This window comes from Nocardia vermiculata NBRC 100427, from assembly GCF_001613265.1.
GTDB lineage: Bacteria > Actinomycetota > Actinomycetes > Mycobacteriales > Mycobacteriaceae > Nocardia > Nocardia vermiculata.
In genome coordinates, this window is sequence record NZ_BDCA01000001.1 from 455061 (window position 1) to 473957 (window position 18897).

18 protein-coding genes and 2 pseudogenes are annotated in these 18897 nt (G+C 65.6%); 9 read left to right on the forward strand and 11 right to left on the reverse strand.

Annotation, left to right across the window (positions count from 1 at the left end; all coding sequences use genetic code 11):
• Nucleotides 1-59: 59 nt before the first annotated feature.
• The 7 genes and pseudogenes from nrdE to NV2_RS02155 form a co-directional block, all read right to left on the reverse strand.
• The gene (gene nrdE, locus NV2_RS32785) at nt 60-1961 is read right to left on the reverse strand and encodes a class 1b ribonucleoside-diphosphate reductase subunit alpha (protein ID WP_373863527.1); all 1902 of its coding nucleotides are present in this window, start codon (nt 1959-1961) and stop codon (nt 60-62) included.
• Nucleotides 1941-2888, reverse strand: a pseudogene (locus NV2_RS32790) (LAGLIDADG family homing endonuclease); the annotation flags it as partial. The gene nrdE and the pseudogene NV2_RS32790, both read right to left, overlap by 21 nt.
• Before the next feature lie 6 nt (nt 2889-2894).
• A pseudogene (locus NV2_RS32795) lies at nt 2895-3470 on the reverse strand (ribonucleotide reductase N-terminal alpha domain-containing protein); the annotation flags it as partial.
• Entirely contained in the window at nt 3428-3931 is a 504-nt protein-coding gene (gene nrdI, locus NV2_RS02145; RefSeq protein ID WP_067868312.1) for a class Ib ribonucleoside-diphosphate reductase assembly flavoprotein NrdI, read from the reverse strand. The pseudogene NV2_RS32795 and the gene nrdI, both read right to left, overlap by 43 nt.
• A 46-nt stretch (nt 3932-3977) precedes the next feature.
• Complete coding sequence (locus NV2_RS02150; RefSeq protein ID WP_067868315.1) at nt 3978-4211, reverse strand: redoxin NrdH; 234 nt, start codon at nt 4209-4211, stop codon at nt 3978-3980.
• 561 nt (nt 4212-4772) lie between these two features.
• Nucleotides 4773-4895 carry a type B 50S ribosomal protein L36 gene (ykgO, locus tag NV2_RS30600; RefSeq protein ID WP_084473772.1) on the reverse strand — a complete coding sequence of 41 codons (123 nt, stop codon included), beginning with the start codon at nt 4893-4895 and terminating at the stop codon, nt 4773-4775.
• 163 nt (nt 4896-5058) lie between these two features.
• Nucleotides 5059-5625 carry an NAD(P)H-dependent oxidoreductase gene (locus tag NV2_RS02155; protein ID WP_067869196.1) on the reverse strand — a complete coding sequence of 189 codons (567 nt, stop codon included), beginning with the start codon at nt 5623-5625 and terminating at the stop codon, nt 5059-5061.
• Between the two features lie 222 nt (nt 5626-5847).
• On the opposite strand from NV2_RS02155, the gene NV2_RS02160 reads away from it, so the two are divergent.
• Nucleotides 5848-6453 (forward strand): TetR/AcrR family transcriptional regulator, encoded by a 606-nt coding sequence (locus tag NV2_RS02160; protein ID WP_067869199.1) that lies wholly within the window; start codon nt 5848-5850, stop codon nt 6451-6453.
• Nucleotides 6454-6462: 9 nt separating this feature from the next.
• A complete protein-coding gene (gene nadE, locus NV2_RS02165; RefSeq protein ID WP_067868318.1) occupies nt 6463-7308 on the forward strand; it encodes an NAD(+) synthase in 846 nt (281 codons plus the stop codon).
• A 15-nt stretch (nt 7309-7323) separates the two neighbouring features.
• On the opposite strand, the gene NV2_RS02170 is transcribed toward nadE, so the two are convergent.
• Complete coding sequence (locus tag NV2_RS02170; RefSeq protein WP_067868320.1) at nt 7324-7566, reverse strand: MoaD/ThiS family protein; 243 nt, start codon at nt 7564-7566, stop codon at nt 7324-7326.
• Nucleotides 7559-8617 (reverse strand): GTP 3',8-cyclase MoaA, encoded by a 1059-nt coding sequence (moaA, locus tag NV2_RS02175; RefSeq protein ID WP_067868323.1) that lies wholly within the window; start codon nt 8615-8617, stop codon nt 7559-7561. Before moaA ends, NV2_RS02170 begins: the two co-directional genes overlap by 8 nt.
• A gap of 137 nt (nt 8618-8754) precedes the next feature.
• Between moaA and NV2_RS02180 the strand changes: the two genes are divergently transcribed.
• Genes NV2_RS02180 through NV2_RS02190 form a run of 3 tightly spaced genes read left to right on the forward strand, consistent with a single transcriptional unit; the run spans nt 8755 to nt 11487 of the window.
• Nucleotides 8755-9960: a molybdopterin molybdotransferase MoeA gene (locus NV2_RS02180; RefSeq protein WP_067868328.1), complete on the forward strand. Its 1206-nt coding sequence runs from the start codon at nt 8755-8757 to the stop codon at nt 9958-9960.
• Nucleotides 9957-11069 (forward strand): bifunctional molybdenum cofactor biosynthesis protein MoaC/MoaB, encoded by a 1113-nt coding sequence (gene moaCB / locus NV2_RS02185; RefSeq protein ID WP_067868331.1) that lies wholly within the window; start codon nt 9957-9959, stop codon nt 11067-11069. Before NV2_RS02180 ends, moaCB begins: the two co-directional genes overlap by 4 nt.
• Nucleotides 11062-11487 (forward strand): molybdenum cofactor biosynthesis protein MoaE, encoded by a 426-nt coding sequence (locus NV2_RS02190; protein WP_067868334.1) that lies wholly within the window; start codon nt 11062-11064, stop codon nt 11485-11487. Before moaCB ends, NV2_RS02190 begins: the two co-directional genes overlap by 8 nt.
• Before the next feature lie 13 nt (nt 11488-11500).
• Here the strand turns inward: NV2_RS02190 and NV2_RS02195 are convergent, their stop codons facing one another.
• Both NV2_RS02195 and NV2_RS32915 read right to left on the reverse strand, forming a co-directional pair.
• Nucleotides 11501-12523, reverse strand: coding sequence for a CobW family GTP-binding protein (locus NV2_RS02195; protein ID WP_067868337.1), 1023 nt, complete (start codon nt 12521-12523; stop codon nt 11501-11503).
• A 98-nt stretch (nt 12524-12621) separates the two neighbouring features.
• Nucleotides 12622-14076 (reverse strand): N-acetylmuramoyl-L-alanine amidase, encoded by a 1455-nt coding sequence (locus tag NV2_RS32915; RefSeq protein WP_067869202.1) that lies wholly within the window; start codon nt 14074-14076, stop codon nt 12622-12624.
• A 708-nt stretch (nt 14077-14784) separates the two neighbouring features.
• On the opposite strand from NV2_RS32915, the gene NV2_RS02205 reads away from it, so the two are divergent.
• The 4 genes from NV2_RS02205 (at nt 14785) to NV2_RS02220 (ending at nt 18887) form a co-directional block, all read left to right on the forward strand.
• Nucleotides 14785-15189, forward strand: coding sequence for an Rv1352/Rv1906c domain-containing protein (locus NV2_RS02205; protein ID WP_067869205.1), 405 nt, complete (start codon nt 14785-14787; stop codon nt 15187-15189).
• A 137-nt stretch (nt 15190-15326) separates the two neighbouring features.
• On the forward strand, nt 15327-16388 hold the full coding sequence (galT, locus tag NV2_RS02210; RefSeq protein WP_067869208.1) for a galactose-1-phosphate uridylyltransferase: 1062 nt from the start codon (nt 15327-15329) through the stop codon (nt 16386-16388).
• Complete coding sequence (gene galK / locus NV2_RS02215; RefSeq protein ID WP_084473773.1) at nt 16385-17494, forward strand: galactokinase; 1110 nt, start codon at nt 16385-16387, stop codon at nt 17492-17494. Before galT ends, galK begins: the two co-directional genes overlap by 4 nt.
• 343 nt (nt 17495-17837) lie before the next feature.
• The gene (locus tag NV2_RS02220) at nt 17838-18887 is read left to right on the forward strand and encodes a 3-oxoacyl-ACP synthase III family protein (RefSeq protein WP_067868340.1); all 1050 of its coding nucleotides are present in this window, start codon (nt 17838-17840) and stop codon (nt 18885-18887) included.
• Nucleotides 18888-18897: the final 10 nt, after the last annotated feature.

Consider the following 18897-nt stretch of genomic DNA (forward strand, 5'->3'; position numbering starts at 1 on the left):
AGTAGTCGACGACGCGAAGGCGCCCCGGCTCCGGCCGGGGCGTCCGTCGCTCGTCGGCCCTACAACATGCAGCTGACGCAATTCTCCACTTCAGTCCCCTCCAGCGCCATCTGCCGGATACGGATGTAGTACAGCGTCTTGATGCCCTTGCGCCAGGCGTAGATCTGGGCCTTGTTCACATCGCGGGTGGTGGCGCTGTCGTTGAAGAACAGGGTCAGCGACAGGCCCTGGTCCACGTGCTGGGTGGCCGCGGCGTAGGTGTCGATGATCTTCTCGTAGCCGATTTCGTAGGCGTCGGCGAAGTATTCGAGATTGTCGTTGGTCAGGTAGGGGGCCGGGTAGTAGACGCGGCCGATCTTGCCTTCCTTGCGGATCTCGATCTTCGAGGCCACCGGGTGGATCGAACTGGTGGAGTTGTTGATGTAGGAGATGGATCCGGTCGGCGGCACGGCCTGCAGGTTCTGGTTGTAGATGCCGTGCGCCATGACCGAGGCCTTCAGCTCGCGCCAGTCGTCCTGGGTCGGGATGTGCACGCCGGCGTCAGCGAAGATCTCGCGGACCCGGTCGGTTTTCGGCTCCCACACCCGATCGGTGTACTTGTCGAAGTACTCACCGCTGGCGTACTTGGACTCCGGGAAGCCACCGAAGGCGGTGCCGCGCTCGATGGCGAGCTTGTTCGAGGCCCGCACCGCGTGGTACGCCACGGTGTAGAAGTAGATGTCGGTGAAGTCGACACCCTCTTCGGACCCGTAGTGGATGTACTCGCGCGCCAGATACCCGTGCAGGTTCATCTGACCGAGACCGATCGCGTGAGACTGGTTGTTGCCCTGCTCGATCGAGGGCACCGAGTAGATGTGGGTCTGGTCCGAGACCGCCGTCAGCGCCCGGATCGAGGTTTCGATGGTCTGCCCGAAGTCCGGTGAGTCCATCGCCTTGGCGATGTTGAGCGAGCCGAGGTTGCAGGAGATGTCCTTGCCGACCTTCGCGTAGGACAGGTCGTCGTTGAAGATCGACGGGGTGGAGACCTGCAGGATCTCCGAGCACAGGTTGGAGTGGGTGATCTTGCCCGCGATCGGGTTCGCCCGGTTCACCGTGTCCTCGTACATGATGTACGGGTAGCCGGATTCGAACTGCAGCTCGGCGATCGTCTGGAAGAACTCGCGGGCGTTGATCTTCGACTTGCGGATCCGCCGGTCGTCGACCATCTCGTAGTACTTCTCGGTGACGTTCACATCGGCAAAAGGCGTCCCGTAGATGCGCTCGACGTCGTACGGCGAGAACAGGTACATGTCCTCGTTCTTCTTCGCCAGCTCGAAGGTGATGTCCGGAATCACCACACCCAGCGACAGTGTCTTGATGCGGATCTTCTCGTCCGCGTTCTCCCGCTTGGTATCGAGGAAGCGGTAGATGTCGGGATGATGGGCGTGCAGATACACCGCACCCGCACCCTGACGGGCACCGAGCTGGTTGGCGTAGGAGAACGAATCCTCCAGCAGCTTCATGATCGGAATGACGCCCGAGGACTGGTTCTCGATCTTCTTGATCGGCGCACCGTGCTCACGAATGTTGGTGAGTAGCAAGGCAACTCCGCCACCGCGCTTGGACAGCTGCAGCGCCGAGTTGATGGAACGCCCGATGGACTCCATATTGTCCTCGATGCGCAGCAGGAAGCAGTTGTGCACAACCGTGCCGCGGATCGTATAAGTGTGAGTGCCTGCGACGTGCAGATTGTACACCTTCTCCGGAGTGTCCGACGTGTGCTCGATCGCACGGACTCCGTACACATGACGGCCATGGACCACCTGGTACGTCGTACGCTTGGTCCCCTTGCGGCCCGTGTAATTGTGCAGGTTCTTACCGATATCGAAAATGAACTCTTCGTTGGTTCCGGGCAGGCCGGGCACGAACACCTGTCCTGTCGGGTTGCCGGCCTGGTTGACATAGGTACGAACCACCGACACGATGCCGAGCCGTCGCAGAATCAACTGCACCTGATCGATCAGCTCCGGATTGACCAAATCGAGAACCATGCCACCGGTGGTGGCACATCCGTCCCCACGGAACAGACCTCCTACCAGGCCACGCAGGAAATCATCTCCAGCGGTCATCACTTCGTGCGACAACCGTTTGGTGGCATATCCGGTCCCGGCCATCGACAAGAGCATCGAGGCAACAGTCTTGCTGTTGCAGACCATGCGGGTGGAGTGGTCGGAGTGGTTGGTGTGCAAGGACAGGTCGCTCCCGAACACCTGCTTGAACGCCATGCCGAGCTCGACGTGATATTCGGCTTCGTGTGCGCCCAGAGTGAAGTGCACACCATTCGGCTGCACGCCGTCGACTCCGGAACGCTTGGATACGTGCCCCTCGGCCAGGTACCAGCCGAGGATCAGACCGAGTTCGTAAGACTCCTCGACGTACCGGTTGACCGGAACGAACACCTGGCTGTAGCGCTGCTTGTTGCGGTGCTTGGCATCCGTGTTCACCTTGCGGACCAGCCCGTCCGACTCTTCGTAGACGCCCTTGCCCGTGAACTTCATCATGTCGAAGGTTCGTCGCTCACGCGTATCCAGCGGCGCGGTCGTGACGATGAAATCGGAAGGATGCACGTCCTGGGCGGCCAACCACACAAACCCACGGAATGGGTCGGCGCCGTCACCGTCGATGATCGTTTCGACGTCGCGGCTGGTCCACACCAGAATCGGATGTTCGGGAGTGCACCGGATCGGCTCCTTGTGACCGAAGTGCGAAATCGATACCAACGCTTGATCGTTCGGATTCTCGATCAGTTTCTCGATCTCGGCATAAGAGCCATCGTGGGACAGCACGAGGTCTCCCGGGCGCAGACTCTCGATCGGGCGCGGGCCTGCACTGGTATCCACGGGAGTTCCCGCAGGAAAGCAGCTGACCGGCTCGCCACGCTGCTTCTTACCGGAGTTCAGGAAGGTCGGGGTGGCCGGCTGGAAGCGGCCGTCGATGATCTCCTCGACCAGTTGGCGGGCGAGGATCTCATCGCCCGCGGCGAGGGTCAGCGCGACCATGCACACGCGGTCCTCGAACCGCTCCAGGTAGCGCTTGCCGTCGAACGTCTTGAGCGTGTACGAGGTGTAGTACTTGAACGCGCCGAGGAAGGTCGGGAACCGGAACTTCTTGTCGTAGGCCTGCTGGAACAGTGATTTCACGAAGGGCCGGCCGTACTGTTCCAGCACCTCGGGCTCGTAGTAGTTCTCCTCCACGAGGTAGTCGAGCTTCTCGTCGAGATTGTGGAAGAACACCGTGTTCTGGTTGACGTGCTGCAGGAAGTACTGCCGGGCAGCGGCGACATCCTTGTCGAACTGGATCTCACCATCCGGTCCGTACAGGTTCAGCATCGCGTTGAGCGCGTGGTAGTCGAGCCCCTCGGTGGCGGCGTCGTTGCTGACCGGACGCTCTAGGCGGGCCGTCTTTCCGGCCGGTGCTGTTGTCGTTGCCAAAACAATCCCAATCCCTCTCGGACGCGCTCGACGTCCTCGGCGGTTCCCATCAGTTCGAAGCGATACAGGTAAGGCACCCCGCATTTGCGCGAGATCACCTCTCCCGCATAGCAATACGTATCGCCGAAGTTCGTGTTGCCGGCTGCGATCACCCCGCGCAACAGCGCACGATTATCCGGATCGTTGAGGAACTTCGCGACCTGCCTGGGCACGAATTCCTTGTCCGATCGACCGGCTGCTCCCGCGCCGCGCTGCGCGTCGAACACGTGCCGACCGCCACCGTAGGTGGGACAGATCAGCACATAGGGCGTGTCGACGCGCAGCGAATCGGCGGTGCGGAGCGGAATGCGAACGGCGGGCAAGCCCAGCCGTTCGACGAATCGGTGCGTGTTCTCCGAGGCGCTCGAGAAGTAGACCAGAGCGGGTGTCGATTGGGTCCCTTCCCCGGACAACCCAGCCATCCCACTCCCCCTTCCTCCGCTGTTCGGACGAACGGTGACCGGCGGCTCAGGCCGCCTGGGCCACCAGAGACTTGATGCGATCCGGACGGAAGCCGGACCAGTGGTCGTCGCCTGCGACGACCACGGGGGCCTGCAGATACCCCAGTGCCATGACGTAGTCGCGGGCTTCCGGGTTCTCGGAGATATCGATGATCTCGTACTCCATACCGGCCTTGTCGAGGGCGCGGTAGGTGGCATTGCACTGGACACAAGCGGGCTTGGTGTAGACCGTGATACTCATAGGTGTCCCTCTCTCCTTGCGTTATCCGATGCAGCCTTGAATCGGTACGTCGAGCTGCTGCGAGCATCCGTACTGAGCACGATCCATGCGGTACTGCGCAAACCTCTGGAAGCGAGTGGCTATGAGGGCCTTCACCAGCGATCACACTGCGGCGACCGACTCCGAGTCCGTCTCCCCTTCCAGTGCCGTAGACACTACACCTAGTGGCCGACAGTTTCATCCAACACGACATGTTGCGAACCACAAAGATGAAATTCGACGGCGGTAAGTACCAGGACAGTCGATTCGCAAGCCGACACGACAGTGGTACAGATCACGATTTTGCAGCGTAGCGCGCTCCCAGCAAACTCATTGTCACCACTGGACGCACCCGCAACAAGCACCTCGTCAACGCCTGTCTCCACCCCCGCCGCAGGCCACTCACACACCCCACACCACACCTGCACGCAACGGCCGGGAACACACGAGGGCCGCGCCCACACCGAGGAGTGGACACGGCCCTCGATCGACCGATGCCGGGCGTGTCGCAACACATCCGGACGGCGAATCCGGAAACCGAACTCAGCCCTGCCGGGCCTTGAAACGCGGATCCCGCTTGTTGATCACATACGTCTTCCCACGCCTCCGTACCACTTGCGCCCCGGGCTTGCTCTTCAGTGATCGCAGCGACTTGCGCACCTTCATTGCCGACTCCTCCTATTGGAAATGGTTTTCATATCCTATAGGTGAACAGGGCAGGCGGCGATATAATCCTCATCCCGGCACGACTCAGGGGCCGCACCGCCGTGGTGCGACCCCTGAACAGTTTCGGAGCTCTACTCCGATAATCCTTGCCGAACCGTCGCCGTCAGGCGTTCACCGACTCGCGCACCGCAGCGACCACCTCGGCCACCGCACCGGACAGCTGGGTCAGCGCCTCGGCGTCCTCGCGCGGGTGCGCCTCGGCGAACCGCTGGCCGATGGTCCCGAAGTGCAGATGCGCGCTCTCGACGATCGTGCCCCCGGCCACGCCGGCCGACTTGACGGTGTCACCATGGGCCCACTTCGCGGCATTCTGGCTGATCGACGCGCTCACCACGGCGATCGGCTTGTCCTTGATGGACCCGGCACCGTAGGGGCGCGAGGCCCAGTCGATCGCATTCTTCAGCACGGCGGGAATGGTGCCGTTGTATTCGGGAACGAACAGCAGCAGCGCGTCGGCCTCGGTCACGGCCGAACGCAGAGCCTCGGCCGCGGCCGGTACCTCACCCGGCAGGTCGATGTCCTCGTTGTAGAACGGGATGCCGCCGAGACCCTCGAAGATATCGACCTGCACATCCGCGGGGGCGGTGTGCGCGGCGGCTTCGGCCAGCTGCCGGTTGATCGAACCGGAACGCAGGCTGCCGACGAGAGCCAGAATGCGGGTTTGTGACATGATCACTCCTTGTACGGTGGGCGGCGGCGGTGGCATCCGCTTTCACGAGACGACAACCGGACTACGGTCCACTTCTATTCCCGAACCAGGGGTAGCTGCACTGTGAACCGCGACACTCCGGATCCGAAACCGCCGACCTCGCACGGCTTTCGCGAACTTCGCGTATCGGATCCGCTGACCCTTCTGCCGCAACCGAACGAACTCGAACTCGCTCCCGATGCGATAGCGTCACCCGCGCTCGACACACCCCTGCCGCTGGCCGGGCACTCCGAACGCAGCGACGCGGCACGCAACCGGCAACTGCTGCTGGATGCTGCCGAACAACTGGTCGGCGAACTCGGCGCAGACGGTATCACCATGGACGCGGTCGCCAAGCGGGCGGGAGTCGGCAAGGGCACCGTATTCCGGCGCTTCGGCAACCGGGCGGGGCTGATGCTGGCACTGCTCGACCAGTCCGAGCAGAAGCTGCAGGCGGCGTTCATGTACGGGCCGCCGCCACTGGGTCCGGGCGCGCCGCCGCTGCAACGGCTGATCGCCTACGGCCGCGCCCGGCTGGCCGGTATCGAGGTGGAGGGCGAGATGCGCCGCGCCGCCGACGAATCCGATCGCTACAGCACCGCCCCGTACAACATTTCCAAGACCCACGTGGCGCTGCTGCTGCGCCAACTCGGCGCGAGCGGCGATATCGGGCTGCTCACCGATACTCTGCTGGCGACCCTGGACGCCGGTCTGGTACTGCATCAGATCCGAGTCCTCGGATATCGGCCCGAACAGATCGCCGACCACTGGGAAAACGTGGCCCGCGCACTGGTGACACCACGCCAGTAGAGTAAGCGCATGTCGACTCTTCGGGAACAGATCATCGCCGAATTAGGTGTCCTACCGGCCATCGAGCCGAAGGTCGAAGTGCGGCGCCGCGTGGGATTCCTGGCCGATTATCTGACCTCCACGCCGACGACGGGATTCGTTCTCGGTATCAGTGGCGGCCAGGACAGCACTCTGGCCGGCCGGCTGTGCCAGCTCGCCGCGGAAGAGTTGCGTTCCCGCGGGCGGGACGCGCAATTCGTCGCGGTTCGCCTGCCCTACGGCGTCCAGGCCGACGCCGACGATGCCCAGCGGGCGCTGGATTTCATTCGGCCCGACCGGGTGGTCGAGGTCGACGTCGCACCGGGCGCCGACGCGGTATCGGCGGCCACGGCGGCCGGAGTGCGTGAGTTGCTGGGTGCCGACACCCGGCTGCGGGATTTCGTCCGCGGCAATATCAAGGCCCGTGAACGCATGGTGATTCAGTACGCCATCGCGGGCCAGCTGAACCTGCTCGTCGTCGGCACCGACCACGCGGCGGAGGCGGTGACCGGCTTCTTCACCAAGTACGGCGACGGCGGTGCCGACGTCACTCCGCTCACCGGCCTCACCAAGGGCCAGGGCGCGGCGCTGCTGCAGGAATTGGGTGCACCGCCGAGTACTTGGAGCAAGGTGCCGACGGCCGATCTCGAGGACGATCGCCCGGCGCTTCCGGACGAGGAGGCGCTCGGAGTCGGCTACGCCCAGATCGACAGTTATCTCGAGGGCAAGGAGGTGGCGCCGGAAGCAGCCGAGCGGATCGAGACCCTGTTCCGCAATACCCGGCACAAGCGCACCGTTCCGGTCACCCCGCTCGATACCTGGTGGAAACAGGGCTGAGTCGGTTCCCCGTGCTCACCCGCCGGCGAACGGCGGCAGTACGTCCACTCGGGCGCTCAGCTGCACCGTGCCGTCGCGGGTGAGTTCGTCTCCCACCAGGTAGGCACATACTTTCAGCATCGGCTCGAGTTTCGTGCCGTAGGCCGAGTGCAGTGCCGTGCGCAGATCGGCCACGGTCGCGGGCTCGGGCAGCTCGAAGCGCTCGCTGTCCTTGCCGACGGCGTCCGCGATCGCGGCGAAATATCGGACCTCAACCACCGATGGCTCCCATCGTGCGTTCCGGCGGGACGAAATCGGCGGCGTCGATGCCGTGACCGGCCCATTTGTTCCACATCGCGCCGCGCCACCGCTGCGCCAGCTCGTCGTCGCTCGCTCCCGCTCGCAGCAGCGATCGCAGATCGTATTCCTGATCGCTGAACAGGCACGATCGGATCATGCCGTCCGCGGTCAGGCGGGTGCGGTCGCAGTCGCCACAGAATTGGCGTGTCACCGAGGCGATGATGCCGACGGTCGCCGGGCCGCCGTTCACCAGCCAGGTCTCCGCCGGTGCCGACGGATCGGTGCGACCGGCCTCGGTGAGGGTGAACCTCGCGCCGAGCACCTCGAGCAGTTCGGCCGCGGTGACCATATTCGCGCGCGCCCACTCGTGATCGGCGTCGAGTGGCATCTCTTCGATGAACCGCAGCTCACACCCCTCGTCGAGGCACCATTGCAGCAGGTCGACGGCGCCGGAGAGGGTTTCGCGCATCAATACGGCGTTGACCTTCACCGGGGCGAGGCCGCAGGAATGGGCGGCGCGGATTCCGGCGAGCGTCGAGCCGAGCCGGTCGCGGCGGGTGAGGCGGGCGAAACCGGCCCGGTCCACGGTGTCCAGCGAGACGTTGACCCGCCCCAGACCGGCCGCGGCCAGTCCACGAGCGCGATGCTCGAGCCCGATGCCGTTGGTCGTCATCGCGAGCGGAGTGTCCGGGACGGCGGCCCGGCATCCGGCGATGATCTGTTCGAGGTCGCGCCGCATCAGCGGTTCGCCACCGGTGAACCGGACCTCACGAACCCCCAACTGCCGCACCGCCAGTTCGACCAGCCGGACGATCTCCCCCGTGGACAGCAGTTCGTCCGAGGGGATCGCGGGCAGCCCTTCCTCCGGCATGCAGTATGTACAGCGCAGTGAGCATTTCTCGGTGATGGAGATCCGCAGATCCCGTGCTACCCGGCCGAATTTGTCGACCAGCAGGTCGGTGTCGGGTCGTCCGTCCAGCGAGGGCCGCCCGCCCCGGACGGCAGGAATCCCCATGAGAACGACGGTCACGACTCCATTATGAGGGGAAGGACAACCTCACGTCCTGCAACAACAGAGAGTGAGTGTTGCGTAACCGGATGGAAGCCGGAACGGGTTTCGGTCCGGAGGGCGGGACCGCGGCCGGAACGAAGGCCATAATTGCAGCTATGAGTTCACGGCCCGCTACTACTTCCGCCCGGTCCGTCGAGGATCATCGTGAGCGGATCGAGCAGCTGCTGCGACCGTTGGCGGACCGCAGGGGTGAGCGGGTTCCGGTGTCCGCTGCGCTGGGTCGGCTGCTGAGTGACGAGGTGCGGTCGCCGCTGGATCTTCCGGTTTTCCGGAACTCGGGAATGGACGGGTACGCGGTGGCGGCGGCGTCGGTCGCGGTGGCACCCGTGACACTTCCGGTCGACGAGGTGGTCGCGGCGGGGCAGGCCGGCCCGGAGCGGTTGCGTCCGGGTACGGCGGTGAAGGTGATGACCGGGGCACCGATTCCGCCGGGGGCCGATTGTGTGGTGCCGGTGGAGGACACCCGAGCGGGCTCGGGTTCCGTGGTGGTCGAACGAGGCCGTAACGCCGGTGATTTCGTGCGTGAGGCGGGTACCGATATCCGCCGGGGTGAGCTGCTGGTGGCGGCGGGAACGCTGCTGACCCCGAATCGGGTCGCGGCGCTGGCTGCGGTCGGGATCGAAACCGTCGCGGTGGCGCGGCGAGTGCGGGCCGCGGTGCTGACCACCGGTGACGAGTTGGTGGCGGCGGGGCTGGCATTGCGTCCGGGGCAGATCTACAACTCCAACGGGATCGCGCTCGCGGCGGCGGCGGAATCCAACGGTGTCGAGGTGGTCGATGTGGCACACAGTCGTGACGACCCGGACGAGTTCCGCGCGAAGCTCGCGGTGGCGCTCGCCGCCGCGGATGTGGTGTTCACCTCCGGCGGGGTGTCCCAGGGCGATTTCGAGGTGGTGAAGGAGGTTTTGGCCGGTTCCGGCGGGGAGTTCGGGCCGGTGGCGGTACAACCCGGCGGGCCGCAGGGGCTCAGTGTCGTCGACGGTGTTCCGGTGCTGAGTTTCCCGGGGAATCCGGTGAGCACCATGGTGTCGTTCGAGGTGTTCGCCCGGCCGGTGTTGCGGCAGTTGAGCGGTTTGCCGCCGATGGCGGACTATGAAGTGGCGCTGCTGGAGCCGGTGCGTTCACCGGCCGGGCGGCGGCAGTTCCTGCGCGGGCGGCGTGCCGACGGCGGGGTGCGGTCGGTGTCGGGCCCCGGTTCGCATCTGGTGGCCACCATGGCGCAGGCTGATGTTCTGATCGATATTCCGGCGGCGACGACCGAGGTGGCCGCGGGATCGCTGGTGAGGGTGCGCGAATTGTGAGTGAACTGTCGCATGTCGATGCCGAGGGCCGTGCCCGGATGGTCGATGTGAGTGCGAAGGCGGAGACGACGCGGGTAGCGGTCGCGGCCGGGCTGTTGCGGACCACCGCCGAGGTGGTGGCGCTGGTTCGCGCGGACGACATGCCGAAGGCGGATGTGTTGTCCACGGCGCGGCTGGCCGGGATTTCGGGCGCGAAGAAGACGTCGGAGCTGATTCCGCTGTGCCATCAATTGGCGTTGTCGTCGGTGGATGTGCGGTTCGGTTTTGCCGAGGACGCCATCACGATCGAGGCGCGGGCGAAGACGAAGGGCCCGACCGGGGTGGAGATGGAGGCGCTCACCGCGGTCGCGGTCGCCGGTCTGACCTTGCACGACATGGTGAAGGCGGTGGATCCGGCAGCGGTCTTGGACGGTGTGCGGCTGCTGACGAAAGACGGTGGTAAGCACGGGCATTGGGAACGCCCGGATGCCGGTGCCGCCGAAACCGCTGCGGGGCCTGCTGCTTCGCTCACCGATGCCGGGCGCACGGACGCGGAGCCCCGGCACGACCACGGCGAGCACTCGCATCCCGGCGCTCATACGGGTCAGCGGCACGGAAGTCCGAACCACAACGACGCATCGTCCTCGGGCGAGGGCTCCCGGTCGGCGGTGGTCGTCGTCGCCTCGACCGGTACCGCCGCAGGCACCCGGGTCGACAAGACCGGCCCGGTGCTGGCCGACTGGCTTGCCGGGCTGGGGTTTTCGGTGCGCGGACCGCTGGTCGTCGCCGATGCCGAGATCGCGGCAGGCCTGCGTGAGGCGCTCGATGGGGCGCCGGGTCTGGTGATCACCACCGGTGGTACCGGCGCCTCCCCCACCGATGCCACCCCGGAAGCCACACTGGCGGTACTGGATCGGGAGCTGCCGGGGGTGGCAGAGGTGATCCGTCAGCGCGGCACCGCGACCTTCCCGCTCGCCGCACTGAGCCGTGGCGTGGCCGGGCTGTCGGGCAGTACCGTGATCGTGAATCTGCCCGGTTCGCCGGGTGGGGTCCGCGACGGGATCGCGGTACTGGAACCGTTGCTGGACCATCTACTGGCCCAGGTCGCCGGAGGAGGCCGTCATGAGTGAGAATTCGCTACTCACCGGCATCAGTGATCAACCGCTCGACCCCGCGGAGCTCGAACGGGCGGTGACCGGCCCCGAGCACGGCGCGGTGGTCGTGTTCAGCGGTAAGGTGCGCAATCACGATGGCGGGCAGGCGGTGTCGTCGCTGGAGTATTCGGCGCACCCGGATGCGGGTCGCTTCCTGGCGCGGTTGTGTGCGGAGGTCGCCCGGGAGTCGGGCCTTCCCGTCGCCGCCCGGCATCGGGTGGGTTCGCTGGCCGTCGGCGATCTGGCGATCGTGGTCGCGGTGGCCGCACCGCATCGCCGTGAGGCGTTCGACACCTGCTCGACCCTGGTGGACCGGATCAAGCACGAGGTACCGATCTGGAAGCGCCAATTGTTCGCCGACGGCCTGTCCGAATGGGTCGATGCCTGCGGCTGAGCCTGCGGGCAGCTCAATCGCGTGGCACGTAGCGCCAGACCGGCAGCAGCGACTGCTCGTCGAGTGGTTCGGCTCCCGCGTGCGTGGTCGCTCGTAGCCGGTCGGTGGTGGCATCGCTGTCGAGACCGGAGCCGATGAACACCAGGCTGGTACCCCCGCGCACCGCGGGCGCCGGTTCGAAGATCACATGGCGGCCGACCATGTGGAGCAGGAATTTCCGGGTTTCGCCGCGGACATCGAAGACGGCGGCGCCCTTGGCCCGGAACAGGCCGGGCGGTGGGTCCTCCAGGAATCCGACGAGCCGGCGGGGATCGAGGTCGGTGGCGCTGGTGAAACTCACACTGTCGTATCCGTCGTGCAGATGGTGATGTCCGGGCGCGTCGTGGTTGTGTTCGGTGAGTAGTTCGTCGAAGGACAGTTGCCGCGCGACCGGCGGCTGCGTGCGCTCGGGAACATCGAAGAGCAGATGCGGGTCGACCCGGCCGTGTGCGGTGGCGTATACCGGCACCGGCCCGCTGATCTGCCGGATCCGCTCACGGAGGTCGTCGATCTGTGCGTCCGGCACCCGATCGGCTTTGTTGAGCACGATCAGATCTGCCAGGCCCAGGTGGGAGACGAGTTCGGGATGACGGGCGCTGCTGTCGTCGAAATGTTCGGCGTCGACCACGTCGATCAGGCCGCCGTAGCGGATGCGCGGGTTGTCGCTGCCGATCACCATGCGGATCAGGTTGCGTGGTTCGGCCAGGCCGCTGGCCTCGACCACGATAACGTCGATGCGGTGGCGTGGTTCGGCGAGCCGCGCGAACATGTCGTCGAGTTCGGTGACGTCGACCGCGCAGCACACACATCCGTTGCCAAGGGAGACCATCGCGTCGACCTGCCCGGCGACCAGCATGGCGTCGATATTGACCGCGCCGAAATCGTTGACCACCACACCGATTCGGACCTCACGCCGCCGCAGTAGGTGATTCAGCAGCGTGGTCTTACCCGATCCGAGGAATCCCGCGACCACCAGAACAGGTATGCGCCGATCCATTGCACGAAGCCTAGCAGCCACGATCCGCCGCTGACGCGCCCGTGCCCGCCCCTCGCGGTGGGGCGGGCACGGATGGGTGCGCTGTTCGGTGGCGCCGGCTATTCGATGGCTTCCAGGAGCGTGGAGGCCAGCGTATAGGCGAGGTTCACCAGTTCGTCGCTCATCGCGCCTTCGTCGATGCCGAGAGATTTCGCCAGCGGCAGCAGCAGCTTCATCGCCGTGGTGGCGACTTCACCGGCGGCCGAGCCGGTTTCGGGCGTGCTCTGCTGTGCGTCGTTGCCCGAGCGACCGGGCAACGCCTGTGCGTCGGCTTGCGGGCTCGTCCGCGCTTGCGGTGTGGTGCTCGGGGAGGTTCCGGGCGCGCTCCGATAGGTGTCCGACGAGGCGCTCGCGGGGTTACCCGGCCGGGTCTGTGCGGCGGGATCGCGGGTGCCGTCGGTGCTCGGTTGGGTGGTGGCCGGAGTGCCGGATTGTGCGGGGCGGGTCGTTTCCGGTGTCGACGGGTTCTGCTGGGCCGAGGCGCCGGGCTTCGGAGTCGGCGCACCTCGCAGTGAGTCGGCAGGCGACGGGGTGGGCGCCTGCGAATCCGCTGATGTCGATCCCGGTGCCGGCGATGCCTGGTCGTGCGTCGGAGAGGCGGGATCCTCGGTCGGGGAGGTCTGGCCCGGCGGTGTCGGAGGCTGCGACGGCGACGGATCCGGTGCCCGCACCGGGGCATCCGCCGGTGCCGATGCCTGCGAGGTAGCGGCGCCCGGGTCCACACCGAGCAGATAGCCGACCAGGCCGGTGGTGATGGCGATGGCGTGCTGGAGTTGCCCGTCCTGCGATTCGAGCAGTTTCGCGTCGTCGGCGTTGGCTCCGTTGCCCATCTCCACGAAGACGTCGGGCACCTGGGTCAGCGCCGGGCCCGCGATATCGGACCGGGTCTGCAGGCCGTCGACCGCGCCCGCATAGTTGGCGGGAGCGAATCCGGCCTGGACGTAGGCGTCCCGCACAGCCTGGGTGGCAGCGCGCCCGGGACCCGATTGGGCTCGGTCCGCGGCCGCGTCCGGAATCGGCAACTGGGGCACGATCAGATGGAAGCCGTGGTCCTGTTCGGGGGCGCCGTCGGCGTGGATGCTGAGCGCGACGTCCGCGCCCGAGCGGTTGGCGGCCTCGGCGCGTTCGTCGACGCATCCGCCCCAGCCGGTGTCGTCCTGGCGGCTCAGCACGACGTGTGCGCCGAGCGATTGCAGTGACTGGCTCACCAGCTGCGCCACATTCCAGTTGATGGTGTGTTCGGCGACGCCGTTGCGGGTCGTCATGCCGGTGGTCTGGCAGTCCTTGGTGCCGCCGCGGCCGTCGTTGACCTGCCGGGCGAGATCTTGGGAATGGTCGGAGCCCTGATGGCCCGGGTCCAGGAAAACCGTCTTCCCTGCGAGCGTGGTCGAGGTATCGGGGTCCGCGGGTGCGGGTGGGGTCGCGAGCGCAGCGGTGGGAACCAGAACGCCGGCCGTGGTGACGGCGGCGACGGCGAGCCTGACTCCGGTCTTGATGATGCGTGGATGGTTCATGTTGGACGGTGCGCCCGGAGCCGGGAGCACCCCTCCCTTCCCACTAGTAACATCAAACCCAGTGGTTCACTCTGGCAACGGCTGTCTCGGAAATGCAAGTCTGGTTACCGAACCGTTACTCCCGCCGAAACGAGGCAGACCTACTCCTTGCAGCACAAATACCGACAACGCTGAGCAGCATGCAACACGCGGACACGAATCAGCTACCCATCAGGCAGCCTGCCGCGCCGACCAGACAGAAAACCGCAAGGTTTGTGTCACTGACCACAGTTTCGAAACCCACACAAACAGCAATCAGGCGTTGCCCAAATTTCGCTGCCCATCGAGTGAGTCGATATTCACGGCCTCTGTCCAGGCCTGTTTACGCGGTATCCGGAATGCTACGTCCGGTTGTACGCAAAAGTACCGGATCGTGGGCCCGAGTAATTGAATTCTTGAACACAAACTACGCTTGCCACGCTGCTCGACGCTGCAGTAGCTTCCCATGTCGCACCCGGTGGACGACATGACACAGGTGCGGTCCCCGTGGGGCCGAGGGGATCCCGCGGGGACATTTCGATACCTTCTGGTGAATCTCCCGATATTTCCCGGTTCCGATCCCTCGGTACCCGGAATTCTGATAGACCGAGCCGCGGAAGATACGGGGTTCTTCCGCGGCCGCGACAGTCGATCGGCGGCCTGGTTGTGCGATATCGAGGAGGGACCGTGGTGCGTACACGCACATGGGTGATCACCGGAGCCGTCGTCTCCGCGGCGGCGATGCTCGGCTCGGGAACTGCCGGCGCCGCACCGGCGACAGCGGTGCCCGGTGACGGGCTCTACCGGGTGGGGGTCGATCTCGCCCCCGGGATCTATCAGTCCGCCGGACCGGCCGACCCCGCCCATCCCTGCGTCTGGAAGCGGCTGCGCCATATCGCCGAGCCGGGCGACACCGCCGATCCCAACACCTATCTGGTGGCGAGCGACTACGTCCGCAACAGCCCGGTGCGGGTGATGGTGAAGCCGAGTGATGCCGGTTTCGACACCGCCAATTGCGGCGGGTGGGTCATGATGCCCGCACCGCCGGCGACCGGATCGTACGGGCCGGGCGGCACCTTCGGCAGCGAATACTGACCTACCGGCTCCACCGGACGCCACGCCGTCGCGGGCTTCCGCGGGACGTCGGTGCGCGGTGCTACTGTCCGCTGAGTTCCGCGGGCGAGCAAAGGGGTGCGATGGCACGGTCCAGTCCGGTGCTGAGTCGTCGGTCTCTGGCCGACGGCCGCGAGATCATCTATTTCGACAGCGAACCGACGACACGCACCGCCACCGATACTCGCGACCTCCCCACGACCAGCACCCATTCGCAAGCTCGTTTCGATCCGCTGCTGGGTGAGTGGGTGGTGATCGCCTCACATCGGCAGAGCCGCACCTTCCTGCCACCGGCCGACCTGTGCCCACTGTGCCCGTCCCGCCCGGGTCATCCCAGCGAGATTCCCGAATCCGACTACCAGGTGGTGGTCTTCGAGAATCGCTTCCCTTCCTTGTCCACCGTTCGCGAGCCGCTGCCGGACCACGTCGAGGGCTCACCGGAGACGCTGTTGCGCAATGGCTTCGGGCGGTGCGAAGTGGTGTGCTTCACCAGCGACCACACCGGCTCGTTCGCCCGTCTCGATCCCGGCCGGGTCCGCCTGGTGGTCGATGTGTGGGCGCAACGCAGTGCGGAACTCCGCGAACTCGAGGGCGTGGCCCAGGTGTTCTGCTTCGAGAATCACGGCGAGGAGATCGGCGTCACGCTCACCCATCCGCACGGGCAGATCTACGCCTATCCTTTTCCCACTCCCCGCGCGGCCACCATCGCGGCCAATGCGGCCCGGCACCGGAAAGCACACGGCAGCAATCTGTTCGGTGACCTGCTCGGCGCCGAGCGCGCAGCAGGCATCCGGGTGGTCGCGGCGAACGACGAATGGACGGCCTTCGTGCCACCGTTCGCACGCTGGCCCTACGAGGTGCAGCTGTATCCACACCGCCGGGTCACCGATATTCCCGAACTCGACGAGGCGCAACGCGACGGGTTCGCCCAGCTGTATCTCGATGTTCAGCAGCGCTTCGCGCACCGCTTCCCGACCCCGATGCCGTATGTCGCCGCCTGGAATCAGGCGCCCTCGACCGAGCCCGCCCGCGACGACTGGTGGTTGCACATGCAACTGTTCTCCATCCGGCGCACCGAGCACAAGATCAAGTACCTGGCCGGCTCGGAATCCGGAATGCACGCCTTCATCAGCGACACCTCCCCCGAAACAGTCGCCGCGGAACTGCGGGAGGTGCGGTGACACCACGCCCCGCACAGGGGGTCTGGGTAGCTCCCGGCCGGGTCAACATCATCGGTGAACACACCGACTACAACGACGGTTACGCCCTGCCGATCGCCCTGCCCCAGGTGGTGACCTGCACCGCGACGGTCACCACCGACGCCGTGGTGCAGGTGAGTTCGAAGCAGCATCCCGGACAGCCCACGCGGGTGCCCCTGCGTGAACTGGCCGATTCGCCGATCTCGGGATGGGCCCGGTACCCGCTCGGCGTGGTGCACGAATTCCTGCGCCGCGGACACGCACTGCCCGGCGTGCGCCTCGAGATCGACGGCGAAGTCCCCGTCGGCGCGGGACTCTCCTCGTCCGCGGCACTGGAATGCGCGGTGGCGCTGGCCGTTCGGGATCTGTTCGAGCTGGAGGTGAGCACCCGCGAACTGATCGATATCGGGCGTGCGGCGGAGAACTCGTATGTCGGCGCCGCCACCGGAACGCTGGACCAGTCGGCAGCACTGCTCGGCACCGCCGGACACGCCCTGTTCCTGGACTTCGCCACCGGCGAGCACGAACCGGTGCCCTTCGACCTCGCCGCGGCCGGGCTGCAGTTACTGGTGGCCGATACCAACACCCCCCACCGTCTGACCGACGGCGGTTACGGCCAGCGGCGCCGCGAATGTGAGGATGCCGCCAGGGAACTCGGCGTACATTCCCTGCGAGCGGTGACCGAGCCGGACGAGCTGCGGCGCCTGCCCGACCCGATACTGCGCCGCCGGGCCCATCACGTGGTGACCGAGAACGCTCGGGTCCTCACCGTGGTCGACCTGTTGCGCGACGGCAGCGATCCGCGCACGATCGGACCGCTGCTGGTCGGTAGCCATACCTCGCTGCGCGACGACTTCGAGGTGTCCACACCGCAATTGGATGCGGCGGTACAGGCCGCAATCGACGCGGGGGCGCACGGGGCGCGGATGACCGGCGGCGGATTCGGGGGCAGCATCATCGCCCTGGTGGACACCGACCGCGTCGACGCCGTCGCCGCCGAAATCCGGGAGCGCTTGCACGCGCGGGGTTTCGCGTCGCCACGCTTGTTCGTCGCGGTTCCCGCGGCAGGCGCACGCCGGACGGCCTGAGTCCGATCGCTCGCAGCGGGTGGCATCGGCCGCCGTACCGGTGAGGTCCCTCACAACGAGAAGCGACCCCGGCTGTGAAATCTCCCAGCTGGGGTCGATGCGGACTGTTTGCGGCAGTGCCGACTGCCTACGCAATAGATATCCAGACCCTGGTAGCACTCCAACCGGAATGATTGCCATACCGTAGCCAAATATCTGCGCCGCACAGTTACAGAAACTTGCGCCCGCGAGGCTTCGGAAGAAGGTCGAGATGCACACCCGCCAATCGCTAGTTACTCTCCGGTAGCATCACCATCCGTACGAATTCCACAAGCATTCGTGATGCCAATTCAGGAGGGGCGGCGTGCCGTATTCTCGGTTCGAATCCATCGGCGCATATCTACCGGAAAAATCGGTCACCACGGAGGAATTGATAGCTCGGCTCGCGGTACCACCGGCGTTCGACGTGGAAAAGATCACAGGCGTGCGTGAACGCCGCGTCCACGACACACGACCCGAGTCCTACGAGGATTCCTTCACGCTGGCCGGAAAGGCACTCGACGACTGTCTTTCCAGGTCACAGTATGCAGGATCGGATATCGACGTGCTGATATCCACCTCGATCACTCGCAGCAAAGATGGCACCAGAATGTATATGGAGCCGTCGTTCGCCTCCGCGCTGGCACGACGGATCGGTGCCGAGAATGCGATTACTTTCGACCTGTCCAATGCATGCGCAGGAATGCTCAGCGGCACCTACATTCTCGATCGAATGATCCGTTCCGGAATGGTCCGAAACGGCATTGTCGTCAGTGGCGAAGCGATTACTCCGATCGCCGATACTGCCGTACGGGAAATTTCCGAAAAATATGATCTGCAGTTCGCTTCGCTGACCGTGGGCGACTCCGCAGCCGCCGTCGTGCTCGACCCATCGGTGGACGAGTCCGACCGCATCGACTACATCGAACTGGTCACGGCCTCGGAGTTCTCCCACCTGTGCCTGGGTATGCCCAGCGACAAATCCTCCGGCGTGGCCCTGTACACCGACAACCGCAAAATGCACAACGAGGCGCGGTTCCTGGTGTGGACCGATACGCAGCGCATGTTCTACGAGAAGCGCGGAACCGCCTTCGCCGAGGAGAACTTCGACTACATCATCCACCACCAGTTCGGTGCGGCCGCGGTGCCGTTCATGAACGCTCTCGCCGAGCGCGAGTTCGAAACCCCGATGCCGCCCGATCTCAATGTCATCTCCGAGTACGGGAACACCTCCAGCACGTCACATTTCATCGTCCTGCACGACCACCTGCGCCGCGGAGAAATCCCGGACGGGTCGAAGTTGCTGATGGTTCCGGCCGCCTCGGGTGTGGTCGGCGGCTTCCTGTCCACCACGATTTCGTCTCTGAAGGTCTGAGGTACTGCGC